The organism is Mycobacterium europaeum, assembly GCF_002102155.1.
Taxonomy (GTDB): domain Bacteria; phylum Actinomycetota; class Actinomycetes; order Mycobacteriales; family Mycobacteriaceae; genus Mycobacterium; species Mycobacterium europaeum.
Genome location: NZ_LQOU01000014.1, coordinates 32,306 through 56,729, shown reverse-complemented (window position 1 = coordinate 56,729; position 24,424 = coordinate 32,306). Strand labels below are relative to the sequence as shown.

Genomic DNA, 24,424 nt, shown 5'->3' with positions numbered 1-24,424 from the left:
TCTTAAGGCCGCTTCACGCCCAGGGGTCCTCGCGCCGCCACACCGTCGGCAGGTGCAGCGCGACACCGTCGTGCGCGGCCAGCTCGTCGAGGATGCGGACCGACACGTCGAGGTCGTCGCCCGCATAGGGCAACGCCCGCAGCGGTTTCGACAGCGGCCGGAAGAAGTCGTCCCAGTGAATGAGGAGCACCCGGCGCGCCCCCACCGCGCGCACGGTCTCGGTCCAGTAGTCGATCAGGTAGGACCGCGGCCGCAGCCCCAGCTGCCCGACCGACAGGTAGACGACGTCGGCGCGGTGGCCGGCCAGCGCGCCCCTGACGAAGCCGGCGCTGCCCTGGATCAGCAGCCGCCGCTCCGACGGCCGGTGGTGCACCAGCGCCGACCAGGCCTCACCGCAGCGGTAGGCGGAGGCCTTGACCGGCGGGGTCAGCGGCGCGTCGATGGTGCCGGGGAAGCGGTCCGGCGGGCAGTGATGGGACTCCACCAGCGTCACGTCGTAGGCGCCCAGCGTGATCGGCTCGCCGCTCTGGGCGACGACGATCCGTTCGTCGGGCAGCCCGTGTCCGCGCCCGACATTGGCCGCCGACTCACCGCCGACCAGCAGTGCGCCGGTGCGTTCGGCCACCAGCGCGGAATCCAGGGCGTGGTCGATGTGGGTGTGCACCGGGATCACGGCCTCCAGCCGGGACACCTTGGCCCGGGCCAGGCAGCCGTCCACGCGGGCCGGCGCCGGCGCCACCCTGCCGGCGGCCACCCGGGCCAGGCCGGGCCGGGAGAAGTAGCCGTCGGTCAGCAGCGCCGACGACCCGTCGTCGACGAGCAGCGTCGCCACGCCCATCCACAGCACCGACACCGACAGCGAGCCGGGTTCGGCGGCGGGCGCGTCGAACCGGTCCGCATACCGTGCGATGTCGGGCCGGCCGAGTTTGAGCCGCATCAGGCGAACGCCCCGATCTCGACACCCGCGGCCTGCAGCCGATCGCGGACGGCGGCGGCGATCTGCGCCGCACCGGGCGAATCACCATGCACGCAAACCGATTCCACGTCGACCGAGACGGACGCGCCGCCGGCAGCGGTGACCCGGCCGGAGGTCACCATGCCCAGCACGCGCTCGGCGATCGCCGCCGGGTCGTGCAGCACCGCGCCGGGCTCGCGGCGCGACACCAACTGGCCGTCGGGCCGGTAGGCGCGATCGGCGAAGGCCTCGGCCACCGTGCGCAGGCCGCGGCGCGCGGCCTCGTCGAAAAACGCCGAGCCGGCCAGGCCCAGCACGGGCAGCGCCGGGTCCACCATTCGCACCGCGTCGGCGACCGCGGCCGCCTGTTCGCGGTGGGTCACGATCGTGTTGTACAGCGCACCATGGGGTTTGACGTAGGAAACCGCGGAGCCCGACGCGCGCGCGATCGCCTGCAGCGCGCCGATCTGATACACCACATCGGCGACGAGGTCGTCGGCGGCGACGTCGATGAAGCGCCTGCCGAAGCCGGCCAGGTCGCGATAGCTCACCTGCGCCCCGATCCGAACACCGCGCTCGGCGGCCGACCGGCAGACCCGCAGCAGGCCGGCCGGATCCCCGGCATGGAATCCACACGCCACGTTGGCGCTGGTGACGATCCGCAGCATGGCGTCGTCATCGCCGAGGCGCCAGACGCCGAAGCCCTCGCCCAGGTCGGCGTTGAGGTCGATGCGGGCCACCCGCCCAGCTTATGGGGCGGCGCCGGCGCCGTCCTTCAGAGGCGGTCGTCTTCCCCGGCACCTAGCGGGTGACCACCGCGGCCGCGATCTGTTGGGCGACGTCGACCGCGGACCCACCGGACAAGAAGGAGCCGCAGGCGGCCACGTCGACGACGATGTTGTTGCGCACGGTCAGCGCGCGCTGGCACCGCCAGCCGTCCTGGCTGCCCTCCTGCTCTTCGGACGTGCTGAGCGTGCCGCCGACCTTGTGGGAATCGGCGACGGCCCACGCGATCTCGGGCTGGCCGGGGGGATGGTCGACGAACCGGCGGTTGGCACAGGCGGACCACCTCCGGACCGAGGCGTCGTAGAACGCGTTGGCCTGCCGGGCCGCGGGGTAGGCGATCACGGCCTGGTTGACGGAGCCGTTGCGCACCTTGGGGTCGTCGAAGCTGTCGTCCAGTCGCTCGCCGCGCACCGCGGTCCAGCCGGTGTCCGCGTACACGGCCTGCTGGGCCGGCCCGGCCATCGCCAAGCAGCTCTTGTCGCTGAACGTCTGGCTCGAGTCCCACATCTCCTGCGTGCGATACCGGATCCGCATGCCCGCGCCCACGATCTCGTTGAGCTTGCTGTCGTCGAGCAGCAGCCCGTCGAGGGCGGTGACCGCAACCGGCGCCCCCGGCAGCGGACCGCGGGTGTCCGCGGGCGCGGCGCTACCACCGACGATGGTGGTGCAGCCGGCCGTCAGGCCGCACGCCGCCGCCTGCAGCAGGATCGGGATTTGCCTACGCACCACAGCCTTTCGGACGCGGGGCCCGTCAATGGCGACAAGCTTAGGCGGCGACTTCCCGCCGGCGCCCGAGCAGCCAGCAGACCAGGTAGATCAGGAAGGAAATGCCTGCGACGAAGACCGACACCGGGACGCCGGGCGCCAGCGACAGCACGATGCCGCCGACGGCGGAAACCTCGGCGAAGACGACGGAGGCCACCATCGCCGTCGCCGGCGAGGCCACCACGCGGGCGGCCGCGGCCGCCGGGGTGATCAGCAACGACATCACCAGCAGCGCCCCGACGATCTGCACGGCCTGGGCGGCCACCACACCGACCAGCGCGGCGAACACGATGCCCAGCGCGCGCACGGGCACGCCGCGGGCCGCCGCGACGTCGGGGTCGACGGTGGCGAACAACAGCGGGCGGTAGCAGATGCCCAGCACCGCGATGACGAGCAGGCACACCAGGGCCAGCATGGTCAGCCCGGTGTAGCTGACGCCGACGATCTGACCGGTGAGCAACGCGAAGCTGGTCGCGGTGCGGCCCGGGTAGAGGTAGAGGAACAGCACCGCCAGGCCGAGCCCGAAGGCCAGCACCACGCCGATCACCGAGTCGCGTTCGCGGGCCCGCCGCCCCAGAACGCCGAACAGCGCGGCCGCCAGTGCGCTGCCCACCAGCGCTCCCAGCCCCACCGAGAACCCGACCAGCAGTGCGAAAGCCGCTCCGGTCAAAGACAATTCGCTGGAACCGTGCACGGCGAACGACATCTGGCGCATCACGATGAACGGCCCGATCAGCCCCGCCACCAGTCCCAGCAGCGCGGCGGCGAGCAGCGCCTGGCGGACGAAGTCGTGGCCGAGCAGGTGCGCGGTGACGTCGAAGTCGAGCAGGTGCGCAAGGACGTCGGTGAGCCGGTGGTTCACGGGTGCGCACCGTCGTTGGTGTCGCCCACCACCACGTAGCGGTCCTTGACCTTCACCACCTCGATGTCGGCCCGGTACAGCAAGGAGAGCGTCTCCGTGGTCATCACCTCGTCGACGGTGCCGATGCGGAATCGGCCGTCGACCAGATACACCAGCCGGTCCACGTACGGCAGGATCGCGTTGACGTCGTGGGTCACGACGATGACGGTGGTCGCCGCCTCGCGGCGGCGGCGGTCGATCAGTGCGGACACCAGCTTGGCGTTCGCCGGGTCCAGGGCCAGCAGCGGCTCGTCGCAGAGCAGCAGCATCGGATCGCTCACCAGCGCCTGCGCGATGCGGATCCGCTGCAACTCCCCGCCCGACATCACGCCCACCCGGACGTCCGCCAGGTGCTCGGCGTTGACCTGCCGCAGCGCGTCGGCCACCGCCGCGCGGCGGCGTGCCCGGTCGGCGCCCCTCAGCGGCAGGCCGCCCCACCGGTGACCGTCGAAGCCCAGCCGAACCAGGTCGCGTCCCCGAAGCATCACGTCGTGGTCCATCGGCCGGTGTTGCGGCACGTAGCCGACGCGTTCGCTGCCCGAGGTCATCGGCTTTCCGTCGACCAGCGCGACACCGGCGGACAGCGACAGCTGCCCCAGCAGCACCTTGAGCAGCGACGTCTTGCCGCTGCCGTTGGGACCGAGGACCGCGATGAACTCGCCGCGCGACACCGACAGGTCGAGGTGGTCCCACAGCACGCGGTCCCCGAACGCCAGCCGGGCACCGCGCAGCGAGACGGTGTCCGGGTAGCGGTCGACGGCCCGGGCCGCATCGAGGGTCATGGCTGCACGGACCGGCCCGACTGCAGCGCGGTCAGCAGCTGGTTGACCGTGTTGCGCTGCCAGGTCAGGTAATCGGTTCCGGCGGGCAGGGTTTCGCTCACCTCGGTCACCGGCACGCCCGAGCGCTGCGCGGCGTCCCGCACACCGTTGATCGCCGCGGTGGACGTCTGCGGATTGACCAGCACCGCCGACACCTGGCGGTGGTTGATCAGGTCGAGGACGAACGCCATGTCGGCCGGCGAGGGATCGGTCTCGTTCTCGTTGGCGGCGGTGAAGGCGGGCGGTGTGCGGTTGACCAGTCCGGTGGCCGCCAGCAGGTAGTGGCCGACCGGCTCGGTCGAGATGACCGGGGTGCCGGGGTAGGCGCTCGCGATGGCGTGTTCGGAGATGGCGATCGCGTCCGCGCCGCGGCAGAACTCGGCGGCGTTGGCGCGGTACTCGGCGGCGTGGGCCGGGTCGATGGCGGCCACGCGGTCGGCGACGGCGAAGGCCACCGACTTGGCGACGCCGAGGTTGTAGAAGACGTGCTCGTTGGCCGGCTGCTGTCCCGCGCCGGCCCCCTTGAGGAACGAGTAGGCGCCGATCGATTGCACGCCCGGATGCCCCGCCAGCACCTGCTCGACCCAGGGGTCGTAACCGCCGCCGTTGTACACGACCAGGGTGGCGTCGGCGATGGCCGCGGCATCCGAGGGGCTGGCTTGATAGGAATGCGGGTCGGTGTCGGCCCCGGTCAGGATGGAGTTCACCGGGATGTGACGGCCGGTGACGGCGAGCACCACGCTGCCCCAGACGCCGGTGGAGGCCACGACGGTGGCCGCGCGTGGGTGCGCCGTGCCGCCGCAACCGGTGAGCGCGGCGGCGGCCAGCAGGACCAGCGCGGCAGGCAGCCAACGCAGCGCATCACGCACCGCGCGTCGTCCCCGCTTGAGCGCCATGCGCACGTCCGAAATCCTCTCACTGGCCGACCGGCCGACCCACAATACTAATGAAAATCGTTTCCATTACAAACTGGCGGTCGGCCGCCGCGTAGGCGCGACAGTCGATCCGCTGTAGCGTCACCGAACGTGGGTCCCGCACCGCGCCGGCGTGCGACTCTGGCATCGCTGGCCGACGAACTGAAGGTGTCGCGCACCACGATCTCGAACGCCTTCAACCGGCCGGATCAACTCTCCGCCGACCTGCGCGAACGCGTGCTGGCGACGGCCAAGCGGCTCGGCTACCCGGGTCCGGACCCCGTGGCGCGATCCCTGCGCACCCGCAAGGCGGGCGCGGTCGGCCTGGTGATGGCCGAACCGCTGACCTACTTCTTCAGCGACCCGGCGGCCCGGGACTTCGTCGCAGGGGTCGCCCAGTCCTGCGAAGAGCTGGGGCAGGGGCTGCTGCTGGTGGCCGTCGGGCCCGGCCGCAGCATGGAGGACGGGATGAGCGCGGTGCTGGGCGCCGGTGTGGACGGTTTCGTGGTGTATTCGGTCTGCGAAGACGACCCCTACCTGCAGGTCGTCCTGCAGCGCCGGTTGCCGGTCGTGGTGGTCGACCAGCCGAAGGGGCTCGCCGGTGTGTCCCGGGTGGGCATCGACGACCGGGCGGCGATGCGCGAGCTGGCGGACTACGTGCTCGGCCTGGGGCATCGCGAGATCGGGTTGCTGACCATGCGGCTCGGCCGGGACCGGCGGCAAGGGCTGGTGGACGTCGACCGGTTACGGTCGCCGGCCTTCGACGTGCAGCGCGAACGGATCACCGGGGTGTGGGAGGCGATGACGGCGGCCGGCGTCGACCCCGGCGCGCTGACCGTGGTGGAGAGCTACGAGCACCTGCCGGACTCGGGTGGGGCCGCGGCCAAGGCGGCGCTGGAGGCCAACCCGCGGATCACCGCGCTGATGTGCACGGCGGACATATTGGCCCTGTCCGCCATGGATTACCTTCGCGCACATGGCATTTACGTGCCCGGGCAGATGACCGTCACCGGTTTCGACGGGGTGCCCGACGCGGTCGGCCGGGGCTTGACCACGGTGTCGCAGCCGAGCCTGCAAAAGGGTCGCCGGGCCGGTGAGCTGTTGTTGAGTCCGCCGCGGTCGGGCCTGCCCGTCGCCGAGGTCCTGGGCACCCAGCTGATCCGGGGCCGCACCGCCGGTCCGCCCGCCTAGCCCTGATGGCGGCGACCCGTCCCCCAGCTTCGCGGGGGTACCCCCAGCGCCCGGCTACGCCGCGCTTGCGATCGCCGCTAGCCGCCGTTCTGGTCCCCGATCAGCAACCGCACGGCCAGGTCCAGGCGCTTGCTGACGTCGGTCGCCGAGGCGCGCCGGGTGAGCCAGGCGAGCAGGTTGGACAGCCACACGTCCGAGATCACCCGGGCGATGTGGTACTGGTCCTCGGTCGGCTCCCCGTCCGCCATGGCCCGGGCGAACATGGAGTCGATGAGCTTCTCGACCTGGTCGACCTCGCTGGCCGCCGAGGCGTCGGCGAACACATAGGCACGCGTCATGGCCTCGGTGAGCAGGGGATTGCGCTGCATGGCCCGGTTGAGCTTGCCGACCATGAAGTTCAGCCGTTGAAACGGCGTGCCCCCGGCGACCGACGAGCGGTCGGTCTTGGCGTCGATGCGGCTGAATTCGCGGCCCAGCGCCGAAACCAGCAGGTGCACCTTCGACGGGAAATACCGGTACAGAGTGCCCACCGCGACGTCGGCGCGGTCCGCGACGGCACGCATCTGAACCGCCTCATAGCCACCCTTGGACGCGATGGCCATGGTGGCGTCCAGGATGCGCTTGCGCCGCTCCCGCTGGGCCTCAGAGCCGAGTTCGGACTCGGCCAGCACTGCCACGTTCATCACCTCGCGCGGCTGCGAGTCAGAAGCGCGGCTCGAGGTGGCCTTCGAGTTGGCACTGGCTGGCATCTGCGGGGTTGCTCCTGTTCCTGGCGGCTCGCTTGCAAACGATACGCATGCTGAGTGTGAATTTCCCACCTCCGTACCGCCGGGACAGCCGCATGTGCTGCTGCGATGGCGTTCGACTTGACGGTCGATCGCTGGCACTATTAGAACACGTTCTAGTCTGCGACGTGGTCGGGTTGCGCAGCGACCCGAGGCAGACAGGACAATCGAGAGCTAGGGGTCGTAGGCCCCAGGTCACGTCGAGTCGAAGGACGCGGAGGTCCCGAGGGTGGTAGCGACCGTCACAGACGAGCAGTTCGCCGCGCGCGCCCTGGTGCGCGACTGGGCCCGCAACGCGACGTCGGGGCCCGGCGGGACGACGGCAATCCGCGAGGTCGAGCGGGGCGACACGGACGCGTGGCGCCCGGTCTTCGCCCGCCTGGCCGAGCTGGGCATCTTCGGTGTCGCGATCCCCGAGGAGCACGGCGGCGCGGACGGCAGCGTCGAGGATCTGTGCGCGATGGTCGAGGAAGCGGCCAAGGCGCTGGTGCCCGGCCCGGTGGCGACCACCGCGCTGGCGACGCTCGTCGTCACCGATCCCGAACTGCTGGGGCAGCTGGCCGCCGGCGAACGCTTCGCCGGGCTGGCGCTGGAAGGTGACGCCCAGTTCGACGCCGACAGCTCGCGCGTGTCGGGTGTCCTGCCGTGGGCGTTGGGCGCCGCCGACGGTGGTGTCCTGCTGCTGCCCGCCGACGGCAAGTGGCTGCTGGTCGACACCGCCTCGCAAGGCGTGCAGATCGAGCCGCTGGAGGCCACCGACTTCTCCCGGCCGCTCGCCCGGGTGGTGTTGACGTCGGCACCGGCCACCGTGATCGCGGCGTCGCCGGCGCGGGTCGAGGAGCTGGCGGCGACCGTGCTGGCGGCCGAGGCCGCCGGCGTGACGCGGTGGTCACTGGACACCGCCGTCGACTACGCCAAGGTCCGCGAGCAGTTCGGCAAGCCGATCGGCAGCTTCCAGGCCGTCAAGCACCTGTGTGCCGAGATGCTGTGCCGCGCCGAGCAGGCGGAGGTGGCCGCCGCCGACGCCGCCCGCGCCGCCGCGGAGTCCGATCCCGAGCAGTTTTCGATCGCGGCCGCATTGGCCGCGAGCATCGGTATCGCCGCCGCCAAGGCCAACGTCAAGGACTGCATCCAGGTCCTCGGCGGCATCGGCTGCACCTGGGAGCACGACGCCCACCTGTACCTGCGCCGGGCGCACGCCATCGGACGCTTCCTGGGCGGCGCCGAGCGCTGGTTGCGCCGCGTCACCGAACTGACCCAGGCCGGCGTGCGGCGGCGGCTGGGAATCGACCTCACCGACGTCGAGGGCCAGCGTGCGGCGATCGCCGCGGCCATCGCTGAGGTCGCCGCGCTGCCCGAGGAGAAGCGCCAGGCGGCGCTCGCCGAGGCCGGGCTGCAGGCGCCGCACTGGCCGGCTCCGCACGGGCGCTCCGCGTCACCGGCCGAACAGCTGCTGATCGATCAGGAGATGGCGGCGGCCGGCGTGATCCGCCCGGACCTGGTGATCGGCTGGTGGGCGGCGCCGACCATCCTCGAGCACGGCACCCCCGAGCAGATCGAGCGCTTCGTGCCGGGCACCCTGCGCGGTGAATTCCTGTGGTGCCAGCTGTTTTCCGAGCCGGGAGCCGGCTCGGACCTGGCGTCGCTGCGTACCAAGGCGGTGCGGGGTGAGGGCGGCTGGCTGCTCACCGGGCAGAAGGTCTGGACGTCGGCGGCGCACAAGGCGCGCTGGGGTGTGTGCCTGGCCCGCACCGATCCCGACGCGCCGAAGCACAAGGGCATCACCTACTTCATCGTCGACATGCGCTCGCCCGGCATCGAGATCCGGCCGCTGCGCGAGATCACCGGCGACTCGCTGTTCAACGAGGTCTTCCTGGACAACGTGTTCGTCCCCGACGAGCTGGTGGTCGGCGCGGTGAACGACGGCTGGCGGCTGGCGCGGACCACGCTGGCCAACGAGCGCGTCGCGATGGCCACCGGCACCGCGCTGGGCAACCCGATGGAGGAGCTGCTCAGGGTGCTGGCGAAGCTCGACCTCGACGCCGCGCAGCAGGATCGGCTCGGCCGGTTGATCGTGATCGCCCAGACCGGTGCGCTGCTGGACCAGCGGATCGCCCAGCTCGCCGTCGGCGGGCAGGACCCGGGCGCGCAGTCCAGCGTCCGCAAGCTCATCGGCGTGCGCTACCGGCAGGCGCTGGCCGAGTACATGATGGACGTCTCCGAGGGCGGCGGGCTGGTCCGCAACCACGCGGTGTACGACTTCTTGAACACCCGCTGCCTGACCATCGCCGGCGGCACCGAGCAGATCCTGCTCACCGTAGCCGCCGAGCGGCTCCTCGGCCTGCCGCGCTAGCGCCGCCCGGGCCCAACGGCGCTCTGCCCGCCGGCGTTCGGTCCGAAGTGGTATTGCAGGCCGCGCCCGAGTCGCCTGATCGGGCTGATGTGGAACAGGATCTGCATCACGTGCCAGTACATCGGTGAGAAGTGCCGCTTGATGTCTTCCGCATCGGCGACCCACCATTCGCCGTCGAACACCAGCCCCGGCACCGCCCTTTCGAGTTCGCGCGGGTCGCCGATGCTCCAATCGAGCTGCGCGCCTGAGGCTCTCACCGGCGGATAACGCTGCAGCAGCCACACTCCCGCGCGGCTGTAGCCATCGAAAAGCAATAGACCCGCGGGGAAGTGCCCGACGATGCGCCGCAGCATCGCCAGGCCGTCGGTGCGACGCAGATATGGCGTCAGCCCCTCGGCGACAACCAGGACCGGCCGGTCGGCGGCGATCCCGCCGAGCAGCTCCGGGTCGGTGATCGAGGCGGAGACAACGTGCAGCCCGGGGCGTGGATCAAACAGCTTTCGCCGCAGTGCGATGACGTCGGGCAGGTCGATGTCATACCAGTCGACGGTGGCCGGCGGGTTGACCCGGTAGGCCCGGGTGTCGAGTCCGCAGCCCAGATGCAAGACGACGCAATCGGGGTGACCGTCGAGGAATCGCATGACCCGCCGGTCGTAGGCCTTGGAGCGCATCGCGGAGGATTGTTGATCGCGAGGGCGCATGCGCAAGTCGCCGAAGTCGTAGTCGAGGCGCCGCACGGCGCGATCGGCTTCGCGGTCGCCGAGGATGGAATCGGGCCGGCGGCTGTCCAGCGCCTTGCCGTAGAGGGTGACCAGCGCGGTCTGCTGCGTCCCCGTGAGGCTGACCTTCATGTGATCACCCATCGTCAGTCCGGGCGGATCGCTCGCGCCGCCCGATGTTCACCATCGGCCGGTCGCGCGCATCGCCAGAACAGTTTCGGCCATCCGGTACGCCGGGGCTAGAGACCGAAGTCCTCGGCGAGAGCCGCTGACCGCCAGAAGTGTATGCAGGCGACCGGTTTTCCGGCGCATGGCCACGGCTACGCTGCGCCGCGGCCAGCTCATCGGGCGCCCGCGCCGGTAATCTCGTGGAGCGTGTTCGTGTCGGGGCCTTTCGGCCCTGGCCGGGCCCGTCAAGCGGTCGCTCTACTGGGTGTCAAACGCCGGTGCGAGGAAGGGAGCCGTGTCGTGGGTGCGCGACGTGCCGTGGTCTTGCACAAGCGACGACGGGGGCAGGGCATCACGTGTCGCTGACAGCTGATGCGACCACCCTTGGGCTGACGTCGGAGGAGGCCGCACGCCGGCTGGCGGTCGATGGCCCCAACGAGTTGCCGACAGCCAAGCAGCGCAACATCTTCCGTGAGGCGTGGGACGTGATCCGCGAGCCCATGCTGTTGCTCCTGCTCGGTGCCGGCCTGGTCAATTTCCTGCTGGCCGAGCCGCTCGACGGCGTGATGTTGATGGCGTTTGTCGTCGTGGTGATCGTGATCTCGATCTACCAGGAGCACAAGACCGAGCGGGCGCTGGCCGCGCTGCGGGACCTCTCCTCGCCCCGGGCGCTGGTCATGCGCGACGGGGTGCAGCGACGCGTAGCGGGCAGGGACGTCGTCCGTGGTGACTTGCTGATGCTGGCCGAGGGCGACCGGGTGCCGGCCGACGCCGTGCTGGTGGACTGTGCCAACTTCTCGGTTGACGAATCGGCGCTGACGGGTGAGTCCGTGCCGGTGCGAAAGGTCGCGGTGGACTCTTCCGCCATGTCGGCGCCGATGGGGCATGCGGGCGGGGACGCGACGCCGTGGGTCTTCTCGGGCACCCTGGTGGTCAAAGGCCATGGCATGGCGGTCGCCAAGGCCATCGGCGCGGGCACCGAGCTGGGCAAGATCGGCGCGGCCCTGCGGACCATCGAGCCGCAACGCACGCCGCTGCAGCGCGAAATCAACAGGCTGGTAAGGGTTCTGGCGGTCTTCGGGATGGCCGCCGCGGCGGCCGTGGTGGTGGTCTACGGGTTGACCCGGGGCAATTGGCTGGCCGGGCTACTCGCCGGCATCGCGACCGCGATGGCGCTGCTGCCCGAAGAGTTCCCCGTTGTGCTGACCGTCTTCATGGCGCTGGGTGCCTGGCGGATGTCGCGCAAGCATGTGCTGACGCGCCGGCCCCCCGTGGTCGAGACGCTGGGATCGGCGACCGTGCTGTGCGTGGACAAGACCGGCACCCTGACCATGAACCAAATGACGGTGCGGCAGCTGATCGCCGGCGGGCGAACTTTCACCTGCGATGGCCAATTATTGCCGGAGGCGTTCCACACAATCGCGGAGTTCTCGGTGCTCGCCTCACCCATCGATCCGTTCGATCCGATGGACAAGGCCTTCAAGGATCTTGGCGCGAAATACCTGTCCGGCACCGCGCATCTGCACGACGACTGGGAGCTGGTCCGCGAATATCCGCTCTCCGAAGGCCTTTTGGCCCTGTCGCACGTCTGGCGCTCACCCGACGGGGAACGCTATGTGATCGCCGCCAAGGGCGCCCCGGAGGCGATCGCCGATCTGTGTCACCTGGGCGCCGAACGGCTGGCGTCGGTGGCCGCTCAGGTCGAACAGGCCACCGCCGACGGCCAGCGGGTGCTGGCGGTCGCGCGCGCGGGATTCGACGCCGACAGCGCACTGCCCACGCAACAGCATGACTTCGACTTCGAATTCCTCGGTCTCGTCGGCCTGCACGACCCGGTCCGCCCCGGCGTGGCCGCCGCCGTCGAGGAATGCCGCAGCGCGGCGATACGGACGATCATGATCACCGGCGACTACCCCGGGACGGCCCTGGCCATCGCGCGCGAAATCGGCCTCGACCATGCCGCCGGCTGCATCACCGGTTCCGATCTCGGCACGATCCCCGAAGATGAATTGGCGGAACGCATTCGCTCGGTGAGCGTGTTCGCTCGGATGGTTCCCGACCAGAAGCTTGCGCTGGTGCGGGCGCTGCAGGCCAACGACGAGGTCGTCGGAATGACGGGCGACGGCGTCAACGACGCCCCCGCGCTGCGGGCCGCCGATATCGGCATCGCGATGGGAGCGCACGGCACCGACGTCGCGCGCGAATCGGCCGCCCTGGTGATCACCGACGACGACTTCACCTCCATCGTGGGCGGGATACGTCAGGGCCGGGGCATCTTCGACAACCTTCGCAAAGCGATGGCCTACGTCATCGCGGTGCACCTGCCGATCGTCGGCATGTCACTGATCCCCGTATTCGTGGCGCACTGGCCACTGGTCCTGCTCCCCGTGCAGATCGCGTTCCTGGAACTCATCATCGACCCCGCCTGCTCGGTGGTCTTCGAGGCGGAGCAGATCGATCCCGCGATCATGCGACAACCACCACGCGGGCTGCACGAGCCGATGTTCGGCCGGCGCGTACTGACCATCGCCGCGCTGCAAGGATTGTCGGCGCTGGCCGCCACCGCGGCGGTCTACGTGTGGGCCGTGCTGACCGAACAGTCGAACGACGTCGTGCGCTCGATCACGTTCGCCACGCTCGTCGTGAGCAACCTGGCGCTGATCTTGGTGAATCGCTCGTGGCGGCTGCCGGTGTGGCGGGCGTTTCAGCAGCGCCGCAACCCAACGCTCAAATGGGTCCTGGGCGGGGCCACCGCGCTTCTCGTTGTCGTGCTGTCCGTTCCGGGTTTGCGCCACGCGTTCAAGTTCGGTCAGATCACGCCCGGTCAATGGGGTGTGGCCGTCGTCGCCGGAGTCGTTGGTGTCGGCTGGTTCGAGATCTACAAGACCGTCACCGGGCACCGGCAACCGGGTTCGTCCCGGTCTCATCGGGTGAGGCCGTCGTGACCGGTTCGGGGATCGCGGTCGGCCTGCAGCTCGGCACCCAGCCCCCGCTCGGTGCCACTCGCGCCTATCTCGTCGGAGCCCGCGCGATGCGGCTGGACTCCGTCATGCTCATCGATCACTTCCAGAACGTCTTCCCCAGCGTCATCTGGGACCGGCAGCTGACGTGGCTCGCCGCGCAGCGCCCGACCCCGCACGAGTTCTTCGACTATCAAGTGCTGTTCGGTTTCCTCGCGTCGCGCGTGGGCCGTATGCGCCTGGGCGTGGGGGTGACCGAGTCGATCAGGCGGCACCCCGTCCTGATCGCGCAAGCCATCATGACCCTTTCCCATCTGACCAAGCGCGCACCCATCCTCGGCATCGGAGCCGGCGAACGGATGAACATCGACCCCTACGGGCTGGACCCCACCGGGCCGGTCGGCCGCCTGGAGGAGGCCCTGCAAATCATCCGGCTCTGCCTGTCGCAGCGAGGGCCGATCACGTTCTCGGGCAGGCATTTTCGGCTCGAGCGCGCGCCGATGGATCTCAAACCCGCACCTGGCAGGGCTCCGGAGATCTGGATCGCCGGACACGGGTCGCGGATGCTTGCACTGACCGGACGCTACGGCGACGGGTGGTACCCCACCGCGGTAGTGTCGCCGCGCGAATACGCGGACAAGCTCGCGACGGTGCGAGCCGCGGCCGGTGAGGCGGGGCGTGACCCGGCCTCGATCACCCCTGCGCTGCACCGGTTCGCGGTGATCGCACCCACCGAGCGCGAGGCGCGAGCCATGCTCAGGACGAAGGTCATCAGGTCGTTGGGACTGATGGCGCCCAGCGACCTGTGGCGCCAAGCCGGGACCGTGCACCCCTTTGGCGAACACTTCAACCCGCTCGTCGACTTCGTGCCCGGCGACTACGACCGGGCGACGATGGACGCGGCGATCGCCGCGGTACCCGACGACCTGGTCAGCGAGGGCCCGCTCCTGTGGGGCGCCCCCGACCAGGTGGTCGCCAGGCTTCGGGCCTTCGGCGACGCCGGCATGCGGCACGTCGTCCTCGCCCCCGTGTCAGGTCTGGTCTCCAAACGCGCCGCCCTCTACGGGCTCTGGGCCACCGGGCGGATCGCGCGGTCACTTCGTGGCATTGCCCAACACGGCAGTTAACTCAAAGCCCAGTGCCTTGACCGACGGTCCAGCCGGATCCGTGAACCCACGCGGCCCTAGGAGAACGTGGTCTGGGCGCAGGTGCTGGGTGAGGTGGTGTTGACCCCGGGATAAACCACCTGGATGTGGGTGCAGACGATGACGTTGTTGTCGGTCTTGGGCTGGCCCGTCTGCCAATCGGTGGAGTCGATGCGGCCCGTCGTCTGGTACTTGTCCGGCGGGCCCTCGCCGAAGTAGACGGTGGTGATCTCGTCGGATCCCATGGACTTCATCACCCGCTCGTACTGGCCGGTGGCGTGCGCGTCCAGGTAGGCCAGCCGGTTCGACGAACGGATCTCGGTGGTCTGGCGGGCCCACAGCCCGGGCGGGAAGCCGGTCACCCCGTCGGGGGTCAGCATGTCCGCTCCGGCGGTGAAGTCGCAGTGGCCGTCGGACTTGAAGCAATTGAGGACGGTGCGCGTCTCCAGCTGGTTGGGTCCGTCCAGCGGGAACAACGTGGTCGCGGTGTTGCTGGCCGCGCCGGCGGCGGGGGCGGGCAGCAACACCAACGCCGATCCGACGACCGTCATCCCCGTCATCAGCCGCTTCATGCTGCTCCCCTCTCGGTTCGCCAACCCTAACGGTGAACCTAATCCCGCCACTACTCGTCGTAGGTGACTTCTACCGAATCAGATTCGGGGTGGGATTGACAGGCCAGGATCAGGCCGTCGTCGAGGTCCTGCTGCTCGAGCACGTCGTTGACCTCCATGCTCACCTTGCCGCTGCGCAAGGTGCACGCGCACGCGCCGCAGTGGCCCTCGCGGCAGGAGAACGGCGCGTCGAGGCCCTTCGCCAGCAGCACGTCGAGCAGTTTGGCGTTGCGCGGCCACGACACGGTGTGGGTTTCCCCGTCCAGCTGCACCACGGCGGTGGCGGGCGGCTGGTCGCCCGGGGCGGTGTCGTCGATCTTCACCGCCGCGAACGGGTCGGAGTCCAGCGACTTGAACACCTCGATGTGCACTTGCGCGGCAGGCACTTTCAGCGATTCCAGCGCCTCGCGGGCGGCGTCCATGAAGGGTCCGGGCCCGCAGATGTACACGGGCCGATCGGTGTAGGGGGCGGCGAGCTTTGCCAGCGCCGCGACGCTCGGCATCCCCTGCAGCGATTCCAGCCAGTGCACGACCGTGAGCCGGTCGGGATGCTTGGCGGACAATTCGCGCAGCGCGTCGGAGAAGATCACCGACTTCTCGTCGCGGTTGGCGTACAGCAGGGTCACCTGGCCGCCGCCCTCGGCGAGGGCCGACTTGCAGATCGACATGATCGGGGTGATCCCGCTGCCCGCGGCCATCAGCAGGAAGTCGTCGTCGAGCGTTTTCGGCACGAAGGTGCCCGACGGGGCCAGCACGTGGATCCGCATGCCGGCCCGGGCGTGCTCGCACAGCCAGTTCGATGCGTACCCGTCCGCGGTCCGCTTGACCGTGACGGTCAGCGCATCGTCGGTGAACGGCGAACTGCACAGCGAGTAGCAGCGGGCCACCGAGCCGGTGCGCTCGCTGGGGATGCGCAGCGTCAAGAACTGGCCCGGCGCGTAGCGCAGCCGCTCGGGCGGGATGTCGGGGTCACCCGGCTCGTCGGGCACCGCGAACACCAGCGACCGCGCGTCGTCGGTCTCGGCGACGACCTCGGCGATCTGCAGTTCAAGGACGTGGTCACCGAGTGGCTCGTCGAGATTGGCCTCGGCCAAGACCCATCCTCCCTCTCGTCACAACTAGAACATGTTACAGAAAACCGGATCCATATCGCTACCAGCCGCAGGAATACCCTGCTCGACACAAATCGGAACGTGTTCTAGTCTCTGGTGTAAGTCCGCACTCTCAGGAGGCAAACTTAAGTGACGTCCATTCAACAGCGTGACGCGCAGTCGGTTTTGGCTGACATCGATGATCTGCTGCCGCGGATCAGGGAGCGCGCTCAGGCGACGGAGGATTTGCGGCGGCTGCCCGACGAAACCGTTCAGGATCTCCAGGACATCGGCTTCTTCACCCTGCTGCAGCCCGAACAGTGGGGCGGGCTGCAATGCGATCCGACCCTGTTTTACGAGGCGGTGCGGCGGCTGGCCAGCGCGTGCGGTTCCACCGGCTGGGTGAGCTCCATCATCGGCGTGCACAACTGGCACCTGGCGTTGTTCGACCAGCAGGCGCAGGAGGAGGTCTGGGGCGACGACCCCAACGTGCGGGTCTCGTCCTCGTACGCCCCGATGGGCGCCGGCGTGGTCACCGACGGCGGATATCTGGTCAACGGTTCCTGGAACTGGTCGTCGGGCTGCGACCACGCCACGTGGGCCTTCCTGGGCGGCCCGGTGATCAAGGACGGCCGCCCGGTCGACTTCGGCAGCTTCCTGATCCCCCGCAGCGAGTACCGCATCGACGACGTGTGGCATGTCGTCGGTCTGCGCGGCACCGGCAGCAACACCGTGGTCGTCAAGGACGTCTTCGTGCCCAGGCACCGCTTCCTGTCCTACAAGGCGATGAACGACGGCACCGCCGGCGGGTACCAGACCAACACCGCCCCGGTCTACAAGATGCCTTGGGGCACAATGCATCCCACCACCATCTCGGCGCCGATCGTCGGCATGGCCTACGGGGCGTACGACGCGCACGTGGAGCACCAGGGCAAGCGGGTGCGCGCGGCGTTCGCCGGCGAGAAGGCCAAGGACGACCCGTTCGCCAAGGTGCGCATCGCCGAGGCGGCCAGCGACATCGACGCGGCGTGGCGCCAGTTGAGCGGCAACGTCGCCGACGAGTACGCGCTGCTGTCCGCCGGCAAGGAGATCCCCTTCGAGCTGCGCGCCCGCGCGCGCCGCGACCAGGTGCGGGCGACCGGGCGCGCGATCGCGTCGATCGACCGGCTGTTCGAGGCCTCCGGCGCCACCGCCCTCGGCAACGACCAACCGGTGCAACGGTTCTGGCGCGACGCGCACGCCGGCCGGGTGCACGCCGCCAATGACCCCGAGCGGGCCTACCAGATCTTCGGGAACAACGAGTTCGGGTTGCCGCCCGGCGACACCATGGTCTAGCCGTGACGGCAACAACGGGGGAATTGACGTTCGAGTCCACGTCGCGCTTCGCCGAGGTCGATGTCGACGGACCGCTCAAGCTGCACTACCACGAGGCCGGGGTCGGCAACGACCAGACGGTGGTGCTGCTGCACGGCGGGGGTCCGGGCGCGGCGAGCTGGACGAACTTCTCGCGCAACATCCCGGTGCTGGCGCAGCGGTTCCACGTGCTGGCCGTCGACCAACCCGGTTACGGGCTTTCCGACAAGCGCGCCGAGCACGGCCAGTTCAACCACTACGCGGCGCGGGCGCTCAAGGGCCTCTTCGACCAGCTCGAGCTGGGACGCGTTCCGCTGGTGGGCAATTCGCTGGGCGGGGGCACCGCGGTCCGGTTCGCCCTGGACTACCCGGACCGGGCCGGGCGGCTCGTGCTGATGGGGCCGGGCGGGCTGAGCATCAACCTGTTCGCCCCCGATCCGACCGAGGGCGTCAAGCGGCTGGGAAAGTTCTCCGCCGAACCGACCCGGGAGAACCTCGAGGCCTTCCTGCGCGTCATGGTCTACGACCAGAAGCTGATCACGCCGGAGCTGATCGACGAGCGGTTCGCGCTGGCCAGCACGCCGGAATCGTTGACCGCGACCCGGGCGATGGGAATGTCTTTCGCCGGAGCCGATTTCGAGCTCGGCATGATGTGGCGCGAGGTGCACCGGCTGCGCCAGCCCGTGCTGTTGATCTGGGGCCGGGAGGACCGGGTCAACCCGCTCGACGGCGCGCTGGTCGCGCTCAAGACCATTCCGCGTGCGCAACTCCACGTCTTCGGGCAGTGTGGGCATTGGGCGCAGGTGGAGAAGTTCGACGAGTTCAACAAGCTGACCGTCGATTTCCTGGGAGGCGCGTGATGAGCATCCGATCGCTGGGCTATCTCCGCATCGAGGCCACCGACATGGCGGCCTGGCGTGAATACGGCCTGAAGGTGCTCGGCATGGTCGAGGGCAAAGGCAACACCGAGGGTGCGCTGTACCTGCGGATGGACGACTTCCCGGCCCGGCTGGTCATCGTGCCGGGCGAGCGCGACCACCTGATGGAGGCCGGCTGGGAATGCGCCAACGCCGAAGGCCTGCAAGAGATCCGGAACCGGCTCGACCTCGAGGGCGTGCCCTACAAGGAGGCCACCGCCGCCGAACTGGCGGATCGCCGGGTCGCCGAGATGATCCGGTTCGCCGACCCGTCCGGCAACTGCCTGGAGGTGTTCCACGGGGTCGCGCTGGAGCACCGCCGCGTGGTCAGCCCCTACGGGCACAGGTTCGTCACCGGCGAGCAGGGGCTGGGCCACGTGGTGCTGTCCACCCGCGACGACGACGAGGCGCTGCACTTCTACCGCGACGTGCTCGGCTTCAAGCTGCGCGACTCGATGCGGATGCCGCCGCAGGTGGTGGGCCGGCCCGCGGACGGCGCGCCCGCGTGGCTGCGGTTCTTCGGCTGCAACCCGCGCCACCACAGCCTGGCCTTCCTCCCGCTGCCGACGCCCAGCGGCATCGTGCACCTGATGATGGAGGTCGAGAACGCCGACGACGTGGGGCTGTGCCTGGACCGGGCGTTGCGCCGCAAGGTGCCGATGTCGGCCACGCTGGGCCGGCACGTCAACGACTTGATGCTCTCGTTCTATATGAAGACGCCCGGCGGGTTCGACATCGAATTCGGCTGCGAGGGAAGGCAAGTCGAGGACAACGACTGGGTGGCCCGGGAAAGTACCGCCGTGAGTTTGTGGGGCCACGACTTCACCGTCGGCGCCCGCGGATAGTCATGTCTGCGCCGATCGATCCGCGGGCCTTCCGCCAGGTGCTGGGCCAGTTCTGCACCGGTATCACGATCATCACCACGGTGCACGACGACGTTCCGGTCGGCTTCGCCTGCCAGTCGTTCGCGGCGCTGTCGCTGGACCCGCCGTTGGTGCTGTTCTGCCCCACCAAGGTGTCGCGGTCCTGGCAGGCGATCGAGGCCACCGGCCGGTTCTGCGTCAACGTGCTGCGGGAGAAGCAGAAGGACGTGTCGGCGCGGTTCGGATCGAAGGAGCCCGACAAGTTCGCCGGGATCGACTGGCACCCTTCGGAACTCGGCTCGCCGATCATCGACGGTTCGCTGGCCCACATCGACTGCACGGTGGCGTCCGTGCACGACGGCGGCGATCACTTCGTGGTGTTCGGCGCGGTGCAGTCGCTGTCGGAGGCACCCAAGATCAAGCCCCGCCCGCTGCTGTTCTATCGCGGCGAATACACCGGGATCGAACCGGACAAGACCACCCCGGCGCAGTGGCGCGACGACCTGGAGGCGTTCCTCACCACCACCAACCAGGACACCTGGCTCTGATTGCCAACTCCGCTGGAGGCGAATCGGGCCTGCCCGCGATTCGGTGATGTGTTTGCGCTGGGCTCAACACATATCAAATGCAAATGTCGCCAAGGCTGACACACGTAACCGCCTCGTCTAGTTTGCTTAGCATGGTTGTTGCACTCACGCGCAACGCTCCTTCCGCTCTCCCCGGTGTCTCCTGGTGAGGCGAGCAAACTCGTAATCCACTTCAGCCGCTTGGTGTTTCGGTTGCACCACGGGAAAGGAAGCACAGAGATGTTCTCACCGCGCCGGCTCGCCGGTCTGACCGTCCCCATGATGGCCGGGGCCGTGGTGTTGATGAACCCGGGCACGGCGAGCGCCGACGCTGCCGACGACGCCTACTTGGCCCGGCTGCACACCCTCGGTCTTACCTGGCCGGCCGATCACGACGTTCCTCTCACCACGATGGGGCGTCTCATCTGCGACGACATCGCCTGGGGCTACTCGTATGATCAGATCGCCCAGGCCATCCACCCGAATTTGGATTCGCGGAAGGTGTCGCTCAAAGAGGTCGCATCCATGGTGAGCGTTGCCCATTCCACCTATTGCCCCGATGTCCGCGCAATGCTGAGCGCATCGCCCGCGCCAGGCGACTGAGCGGAGTGCGCGGTCACCACTGCTACATGAAGTCGAGCGCCTCGACCGTGGCGATCGGGCCCTCGTGGGTCGGCCGGTTCGCTCCGCCGATGCAGTAGACGGTGTTTCCGACCGTCGCCACCACTTCCGCGTGGCGCGCCGTGGGCATCGGGGGCAGGGTGCTCCACTTCCCGTCGGCGATGTCGTACATCTCGGCCACGTTCAGGACCATCGTCGGTTCCTCGCCGCCGGCGACCACGATGCGGCCGTCGATGTAGGTCGCGCCGTAGCTCCCGCGCGGGGTGGGCATGCCCACCAGCTTGGTCCAGGCGCCCGACTGCGGGTCGAACCGCTCATTGGCCGCGGAGTTCTTGTCGGCGGAGAGGAACCGCCCGCCGATCGCGTACAGGTAGGTGCCGTCCGAGACGGCGGCCAGATGTTCGCGCGGCGTGGGCATGTCGGCGGCGTCCTTCCACGAACTGCCGTCGAAGACCTCGGTCTGCGGAACGAGTTGCTTGGCGTTCTGGCCACCGACCGCGATGAGCTTGTCGCCCACCACCGCCGCGGCCGGCGCGGCGCGCGCGTGGGTGAGATGCGGCAGTTCGACCCAGTTGCCGCCGCGCAGCGCGAACACCTTGTCCGACGCGTCGGCGAGTTGATCGCTGGCGCCGCCGAGCACGACGACTTCGCCGCGGTAGGTCGCCGCCGTCGCGTGATGCAGCGGGATGGGCAGCGGCGGACCGGTCTGCCAGGCGCCGGTGCGCGGGTCGTAGCTCTCGACGGTCTGCAGCGCCGCGCCGTTGCGCAGGCCGCCCACGATCCAGATCTTGTCGCCCTGGACGGCCCAGGCCATCATCAGCCGGGGCGTCGGTGCGTCGGGCAGCGAGCGCCACTGCGCCGCCGGCTGGATCCTGCGCGCCGGCAGCTTCAGCGCTTCGGCCGACGAGGTGAGCTGCCCGTCGCCTACGGCGGTGGACCCGCCGATCGCATACACGGACTTCTCCACGGCGTCGACGGCCAGGCCGTGCCGGCCGGTGGTCATGTCGGGCAGACCCGACCACGTCTTCGTCATCAGGTCGAACGCCGCGGCGCTCTTGAGGACCTGTCCCGCCGATACGCCGCCCACGGCGACCAGACGCCCGTCGACGACCGCCACGCCCGAGTCGCTGCGCGGCTGGCTCAGCGCGGGCATCGCCGCCCAGGCCTTGGCGCCCGGGTCGTACGCCTCGACCGTCGCCAGGTCGGCGGTGCCGGTGGTGCCGCCCACGGTGTACATCAGCTTCCCGTCCGACGCCCCCGCGAGCAGCTGGCGCGGAGTCGGGATCGGCGCGCCGAGTGTCCAGGTGTTGCCGTCGAACACCTCGGTGGTGTTCAGCAGCGCGCCGCTCGCGTCGACACCGCCGGTGACCACCAGGCGGTCGCCGACCACGGCCGCCGCCGCGGCCGCCCGGGGTTGCTGCAGGTGCGGAAGCTCGACCCAGCGGCTGTTGACGACCCGCCAGACCTGGTCGCTCGCCACGTTCTTGCCGCCCTCGGACTTCCAGCCGCCGAGCACGACGGGATTGCCCTGCCAGGTGACGGCCATCGCATGCGAGACGGGGACCGGCAGGTCGTCGCCGACCTTCCAACTGTCGATGACGGGGTCGTACCCCTCTTGCAGTCCGGTGAGCCCGCCGTCGCTGCGGATCCCACCGAAGATCCAGATCGTGCCGTCGGCCTGGGTGGTGGCCGCCGCGTCCCGCGAAATGCGTGCGTTGGTGATCGGCTTCCACTGCATCGGGGGCTGCGCGGTCGGCTGGCCCGCGGCGCCCTTCGAACCGGCGTTGTTGTCGTTCGGCAGCGCGACATAGATCCCGGCGGCCACCAGCAGCAGGATCGCGGCCACAGCGCCGGCCGCCATCGCGATGCGGTTCCGCTGTTGGCCCGGTTCCGCGAACCACGCGGCCACCCGGGCACCGGGGCCACGCGGCGGGCCCTGGACGCCGCCGCTTCGACCCGACGGCGCGGTGGCCTGGGGAGGCGGCACCTTCGGTTGCGTCGCCGAACCGTGTCCGCCGCGCAGCAGGCTGGCCGCCTCGGACAGCTCGGCGGGCCCGGACTGCGGGAAGGGCGCCGTCTCCATGGCGTGGTCGACCGGGGCGCTGATGGCGGAGGTCGGGTCGTCGTGCCCGGCCGGCCCCCGCGGGGGTGGGGCCGGGCCCGACGTGTTCGGGGCGGGCGGCCGCGCCACTTCGCTGTGCACGCCCGGTGGGACCGGCGGGGCGAACGGGACGTCCGCCGCCACGGCCGAGGGGCGTCCGGTGATGGCCATCGCGTCCGGTTTCAGGCCGTTGCGGCGCTGGGCGGCCTGCAGCTCGCGGCCGAACTCCTCGGCCGAGGCGGGCCGCTCGGCGGGGTCGATCGACATCGCCCGCTCGATCGCCGAGCACACGGCGTCGGGGATGCCGTCGGGCCGCATGTCCGGAATCCCGGTGGTGCTGATCCGCAGGTACTGCGCGATCAGGTCCTCGCCCTTCTTGCGTTCGTGCGCGGCGTTGCCCGCGATCAGCGCGTAGAGCGTGGCGCCGAGGGAATACATGTCGGAGGCCACCGTCGCCGGATTGCCCGTCATCACCTCGGGCGCGGTGTAATCGATCGTGCCGGAGAAGAACCCGGTCGCCGTCTCGTACCCGCCTTCGATGTGGGCGATCCCGAAATCGCTGAGTTGCGGCTCGCCGTAATCGTTGACCAGGATGTTGGCCGGCTTTATGTCGCGGTGCAGGGTCCCGGCGCGGTGCGCGGTTTCCAGTGCGCCGCAGAGCTTGACACCGATGTGTAAGGCCTCGGGCCAGGGCACCGGCCCCTCGCGGCGCAGCCGGACCGCCAGCGAATCCGCCGAGTGGTACGGCATCACGATGTAGGGCTTGCCGCTCGCGGTGACGCCGACCCGCAGGATGTTGACGATGTTCGGATGCCCGGAGAGCCCGCCCATCGCGTAGCCCTCGCGAAGGAACCGTTCCCTACTGTCGTCGTCGATGTGCGACGGCAACACCTTCACCGCTACGCTTCGCCCGAGGGCGGTCTCGTAGCAGCAGTAGATCACCCCCGCCCCGCCCCGGGCTACCTGGCGCGCATCTTCGAACCCCGCTGCCGCCAGCTCCGCGGCGATGCCGCTCGGTACCGGTGCGACAGTGTCGGAACGGGGCTCTTCAGGCATTTGCTGGCGCTCGACCCTCCGCGAAACATGTGACGGGCGAGCTCAAGGTTAAGCGCTCAGAACCTCACCGGTGCCTCTTTCGGCAACCTTGGTGACCGGGCCAGGACGGAGCCCGCGAAGACTTAACCGGGTGGCGGGCTCAGGCGTCGATGGTCGGTGGCCCCTGGTGCGGCCGCTGCAGCGCGGCGAACTCGGGAACGGCGGCCATGGTGAGCACCGCCTCCAGCAGCCGGACGCCGTCGTGCCCGTTCGGCGCCCGGGTCAGTACCGGTCCGGAGAAGGCGCGGCCCCCGACGGCGATGATCGGGCTGCCGGCCTCGTCGCCGAGGGCTTCCTGGCTGGCCTGGTGCGCCCGCCGCACCGCGTCGTCGAAGCCGCTGTCGTCGAGCGCTTCGGCGAGGCGTTCCTCGAGGCCGTTCTCGGCGAGGGCTTCGCGGATCGCGTCCGTGTCGAGTTCGTCCCCGCGCACATGGATGCGCCGGCCCACCGAGTCGTAGAGGCCCTCGAATGCGTCGGGTCCACGCTCGTCGACGGCCGCGGCGAACAGCCGTCCCAGCCGCGTCGACCGCTCCATCATGCGTTGCTGTTTGGCGTCGTCCGCGTCCTGGCCCTCATTGAGTACCGCCAGGCTCATCTGCCGCAGGACGACCGGCGTCTGCGTGGACTGGGCGGCGTCGCGCAGCCAGCGCGCCGTCACCCAGGAGAACGGACAGACCGGATCGAGGTAGAGGTCGACGTCGGCCATGGGCTCCTCCTTCGCGGTAAGAATTGGGCTGACGAAG

General features: G+C 69.8%; 21 protein-coding genes. 9 read left to right on the top strand and 12 right to left on the bottom strand.

Annotated elements, in window-relative coordinates; genetic code table 11:
- Positions 1 to 13 precede the first annotated feature (13 nt).
- The 6 genes from AWC03_RS06810 to AWC03_RS06785 all read right to left on the bottom strand — a co-directional run bounded on the left by AWC03_RS06810 (position 14) and on the right by AWC03_RS06785 (position 5,124).
- Positions 14 to 937, bottom strand: coding sequence for an MBL fold metallo-hydrolase (locus tag AWC03_RS06810; protein ID WP_085239759.1), 924 nt, complete (start codon positions 935 to 937; stop codon positions 14 to 16).
- Entirely contained in the window at positions 937 to 1,695 is a 759-nt protein-coding gene (locus AWC03_RS06805; RefSeq protein ID WP_085239758.1) for a LamB/YcsF family protein, read from the bottom strand. The genes AWC03_RS06810 and AWC03_RS06805 overlap by 1 nt, the downstream gene beginning before the upstream one ends.
- A 61-nt stretch (positions 1,696 to 1,756) precedes the next feature.
- Positions 1,757 to 2,470 (bottom strand): sensor domain-containing protein, encoded by a 714-nt coding sequence (locus AWC03_RS06800; protein WP_085239757.1) that lies wholly within the window; start codon positions 2,468 to 2,470, stop codon positions 1,757 to 1,759.
- Between the two features lie 37 nt (positions 2,471 to 2,507).
- Positions 2,508 to 3,368 carry a metal ABC transporter permease gene (locus tag AWC03_RS06795; RefSeq protein ID WP_085239756.1) on the bottom strand — a complete coding sequence of 287 codons (861 nt, stop codon included), beginning with the start codon at positions 3,366 to 3,368 and terminating at the stop codon, positions 2,508 to 2,510.
- The gene (locus AWC03_RS06790) at positions 3,365 to 4,189 is read right to left on the bottom strand and encodes a metal ABC transporter ATP-binding protein (RefSeq protein WP_085239755.1); all 825 of its coding nucleotides are present in this window, start codon (positions 4,187 to 4,189) and stop codon (positions 3,365 to 3,367) included. The genes AWC03_RS06795 and AWC03_RS06790 overlap by 4 nt, the downstream gene beginning before the upstream one ends.
- The gene (locus AWC03_RS06785) at positions 4,186 to 5,124 is read right to left on the bottom strand and encodes a metal ABC transporter solute-binding protein, Zn/Mn family (RefSeq protein WP_085239754.1); all 939 of its coding nucleotides are present in this window, start codon (positions 5,122 to 5,124) and stop codon (positions 4,186 to 4,188) included. The genes AWC03_RS06790 and AWC03_RS06785 overlap by 4 nt, the downstream gene beginning before the upstream one ends.
- A 129-nt stretch (positions 5,125 to 5,253) precedes the next feature.
- Here AWC03_RS06785 and AWC03_RS06780 point away from each other — a divergent pair, with 129 nt between their 5' ends.
- Positions 5,254 to 6,333 carry an Rv3575c family transcriptional regulator gene (locus AWC03_RS06780; RefSeq protein WP_085239753.1) on the top strand — a complete coding sequence of 360 codons (1,080 nt, stop codon included), beginning with the start codon at positions 5,254 to 5,256 and terminating at the stop codon, positions 6,331 to 6,333.
- A 77-nt stretch (positions 6,334 to 6,410) separates the two neighbouring features.
- Here AWC03_RS06780 and kstR read toward each other — a convergent pair whose 3' ends face one another.
- Complete coding sequence (gene kstR, locus AWC03_RS06775) at positions 6,411 to 7,010, bottom strand: cholesterol catabolism transcriptional regulator KstR (protein ID WP_040621610.1); 600 nt, start codon at positions 7,008 to 7,010, stop codon at positions 6,411 to 6,413.
- A 337-nt stretch (positions 7,011 to 7,347) separates the two neighbouring features.
- Here kstR and AWC03_RS06770 point away from each other — a divergent pair, with 337 nt between their 5' ends.
- Positions 7,348 to 9,471, top strand: a complete 2,124-nt coding sequence (locus tag AWC03_RS06770) for an acyl-CoA dehydrogenase family protein (protein WP_085239752.1) — start codon at positions 7,348 to 7,350, stop codon at positions 9,469 to 9,471.
- On the opposite strand, the gene AWC03_RS06765 is transcribed toward AWC03_RS06770, so the two are convergent.
- The gene (locus tag AWC03_RS06765) at positions 9,468 to 10,322 is read right to left on the bottom strand and encodes a class I SAM-dependent methyltransferase (protein ID WP_211279214.1); all 855 of its coding nucleotides are present in this window, start codon (positions 10,320 to 10,322) and stop codon (positions 9,468 to 9,470) included. The two genes, AWC03_RS06770 and AWC03_RS06765, sit on opposite strands and share 4 nt — an antisense overlap.
- A gap of 392 nt (positions 10,323 to 10,714) precedes the next feature.
- Here AWC03_RS06765 and AWC03_RS06760 point away from each other — a divergent pair, with 392 nt between their 5' ends.
- Positions 10,715 to 13,303: a cation-translocating P-type ATPase gene (locus tag AWC03_RS06760; RefSeq protein ID WP_249025834.1), complete on the top strand. Its 2,589-nt coding sequence runs from the start codon at positions 10,715 to 10,717 to the stop codon at positions 13,301 to 13,303.
- Entirely contained in the window at positions 13,300 to 14,445 is a 1,146-nt protein-coding gene (locus AWC03_RS06755) for an LLM class flavin-dependent oxidoreductase (protein ID WP_244275077.1), read from the top strand. Before AWC03_RS06760 ends, AWC03_RS06755 begins: the two co-directional genes overlap by 4 nt.
- Positions 14,446 to 14,501: 56 nt before the next feature.
- On the opposite strand, the gene AWC03_RS06750 is transcribed toward AWC03_RS06755, so the two are convergent.
- Together AWC03_RS06750 and AWC03_RS06745 are read right to left on the bottom strand one after the other, a co-directional pair.
- On the bottom strand, positions 14,502 to 15,035 hold the full coding sequence (locus AWC03_RS06750; RefSeq protein WP_085239749.1) for a hypothetical protein: 534 nt from the start codon (positions 15,033 to 15,035) through the stop codon (positions 14,502 to 14,504).
- 50 nt (positions 15,036 to 15,085) lie between these two features.
- Positions 15,086 to 16,168 carry a ferredoxin--NADP reductase gene (locus tag AWC03_RS06745; protein WP_085239748.1) on the bottom strand — a complete coding sequence of 361 codons (1,083 nt, stop codon included), beginning with the start codon at positions 16,166 to 16,168 and terminating at the stop codon, positions 15,086 to 15,088.
- 147 nt (positions 16,169 to 16,315) lie between these two features.
- On the opposite strand from AWC03_RS06745, the gene hsaA reads away from it, so the two are divergent.
- From hsaA to AWC03_RS06720, 5 genes are all read left to right on the top strand, one after another.
- Entirely contained in the window at positions 16,316 to 17,500 is a 1,185-nt protein-coding gene (gene hsaA / locus AWC03_RS06740; RefSeq protein ID WP_085239747.1) for a 3-hydroxy-9,10-secoandrosta-1,3,5(10)-triene-9,17-dione monooxygenase oxygenase subunit, read from the top strand.
- 2 nt (positions 17,501 to 17,502) lie between these two features.
- Positions 17,503 to 18,378, top strand: coding sequence for a 4,5:9,10-diseco-3-hydroxy-5,9,17-trioxoandrosta-1(10),2-diene-4-oate hydrolase (gene hsaD / locus AWC03_RS06735; protein ID WP_085239746.1), 876 nt, complete (start codon positions 17,503 to 17,505; stop codon positions 18,376 to 18,378).
- Positions 18,378 to 19,280, top strand: a complete 903-nt coding sequence (hsaC, locus tag AWC03_RS06730; protein WP_085239745.1) for an iron-dependent extradiol dioxygenase HsaC — start codon at positions 18,378 to 18,380, stop codon at positions 19,278 to 19,280. The genes hsaD and hsaC overlap by 1 nt, the downstream gene beginning before the upstream one ends.
- Before the next feature lie 2 nt (positions 19,281 to 19,282).
- Entirely contained in the window at positions 19,283 to 19,846 is a 564-nt protein-coding gene (hsaB, locus tag AWC03_RS06725; RefSeq protein ID WP_085239744.1) for a 3-hydroxy-9,10-secoandrosta-1,3,5(10)-triene-9,17-dione monooxygenase reductase subunit, read from the top strand.
- A 258-nt stretch (positions 19,847 to 20,104) separates the two neighbouring features.
- A complete protein-coding gene (locus tag AWC03_RS06720) occupies positions 20,105 to 20,467 on the top strand; it encodes a DUF732 domain-containing protein (RefSeq protein ID WP_085239743.1) in 363 nt (120 codons plus the stop codon).
- Positions 20,468 to 20,489: 22 nt separating this feature from the next.
- On the opposite strand, the gene AWC03_RS06715 is transcribed toward AWC03_RS06720, so the two are convergent.
- Together AWC03_RS06715 and AWC03_RS06710 are read right to left on the bottom strand one after the other, a co-directional pair.
- Positions 20,490 to 23,642, bottom strand: a complete 3,153-nt coding sequence (locus AWC03_RS06715; RefSeq protein ID WP_085239742.1) for a serine/threonine-protein kinase — start codon at positions 23,640 to 23,642, stop codon at positions 20,490 to 20,492.
- Positions 23,643 to 23,781: 139 nt separating this feature from the next.
- Positions 23,782 to 24,387, bottom strand: a complete 606-nt coding sequence (locus tag AWC03_RS06710) for a mycothiol-dependent nitroreductase Rv2466c family protein (protein WP_085239741.1) — start codon at positions 24,385 to 24,387, stop codon at positions 23,782 to 23,784.
- Between the last annotated feature and the right edge of the window lie 37 nt (positions 24,388 to 24,424).

Coding starts and splice junctions, on each gene's coding strand:
- AWC03_RS06810 (WP_085239759.1), bottom strand. CDS start 937: ATGCGGCTCAAACTCGGCCGGCCCGACATCGCACGGTATGCGGACCGG.
- AWC03_RS06790 (WP_085239755.1), bottom strand. CDS start 4,189: ATGACCCTCGATGCGGCCCGGGCCGTCGACCGCTACCCGGACACCGTC.
- AWC03_RS06785 (WP_085239754.1), bottom strand. CDS start 5,124: ATGGCGCTCAAGCGGGGACGACGCGCGGTGCGTGATGCGCTGCGTTGG.
- AWC03_RS06765 (WP_211279214.1), bottom strand. CDS start 10,322: ATGAAGGTCAGCCTCACGGGGACGCAGCAGACCGCGCTGGTCACCCTC.
- AWC03_RS06750 (WP_085239749.1), bottom strand. CDS start 15,035: ATGAAGCGGCTGATGACGGGGATGACGGTCGTCGGATCGGCGTTGGTG.
- hsaC (WP_085239745.1), top strand. CDS start 18,378: ATGAGCATCCGATCGCTGGGCTATCTCCGCATCGAGGCCACCGACATG.
- hsaB (WP_085239744.1), top strand. CDS start 19,283: ATGTCTGCGCCGATCGATCCGCGGGCCTTCCGCCAGGTGCTGGGCCAG.
- AWC03_RS06720 (WP_085239743.1), top strand. CDS start 20,105: ATGTTCTCACCGCGCCGGCTCGCCGGTCTGACCGTCCCCATGATGGCC.
- AWC03_RS06715 (WP_085239742.1), bottom strand. CDS start 23,642: ATGCCTGAAGAGCCCCGTTCCGACACTGTCGCACCGGTACCGAGCGGC.
- AWC03_RS06710 (WP_085239741.1), bottom strand. CDS start 24,387: ATGGCCGACGTCGACCTCTACCTCGATCCGGTCTGTCCGTTCTCCTGG.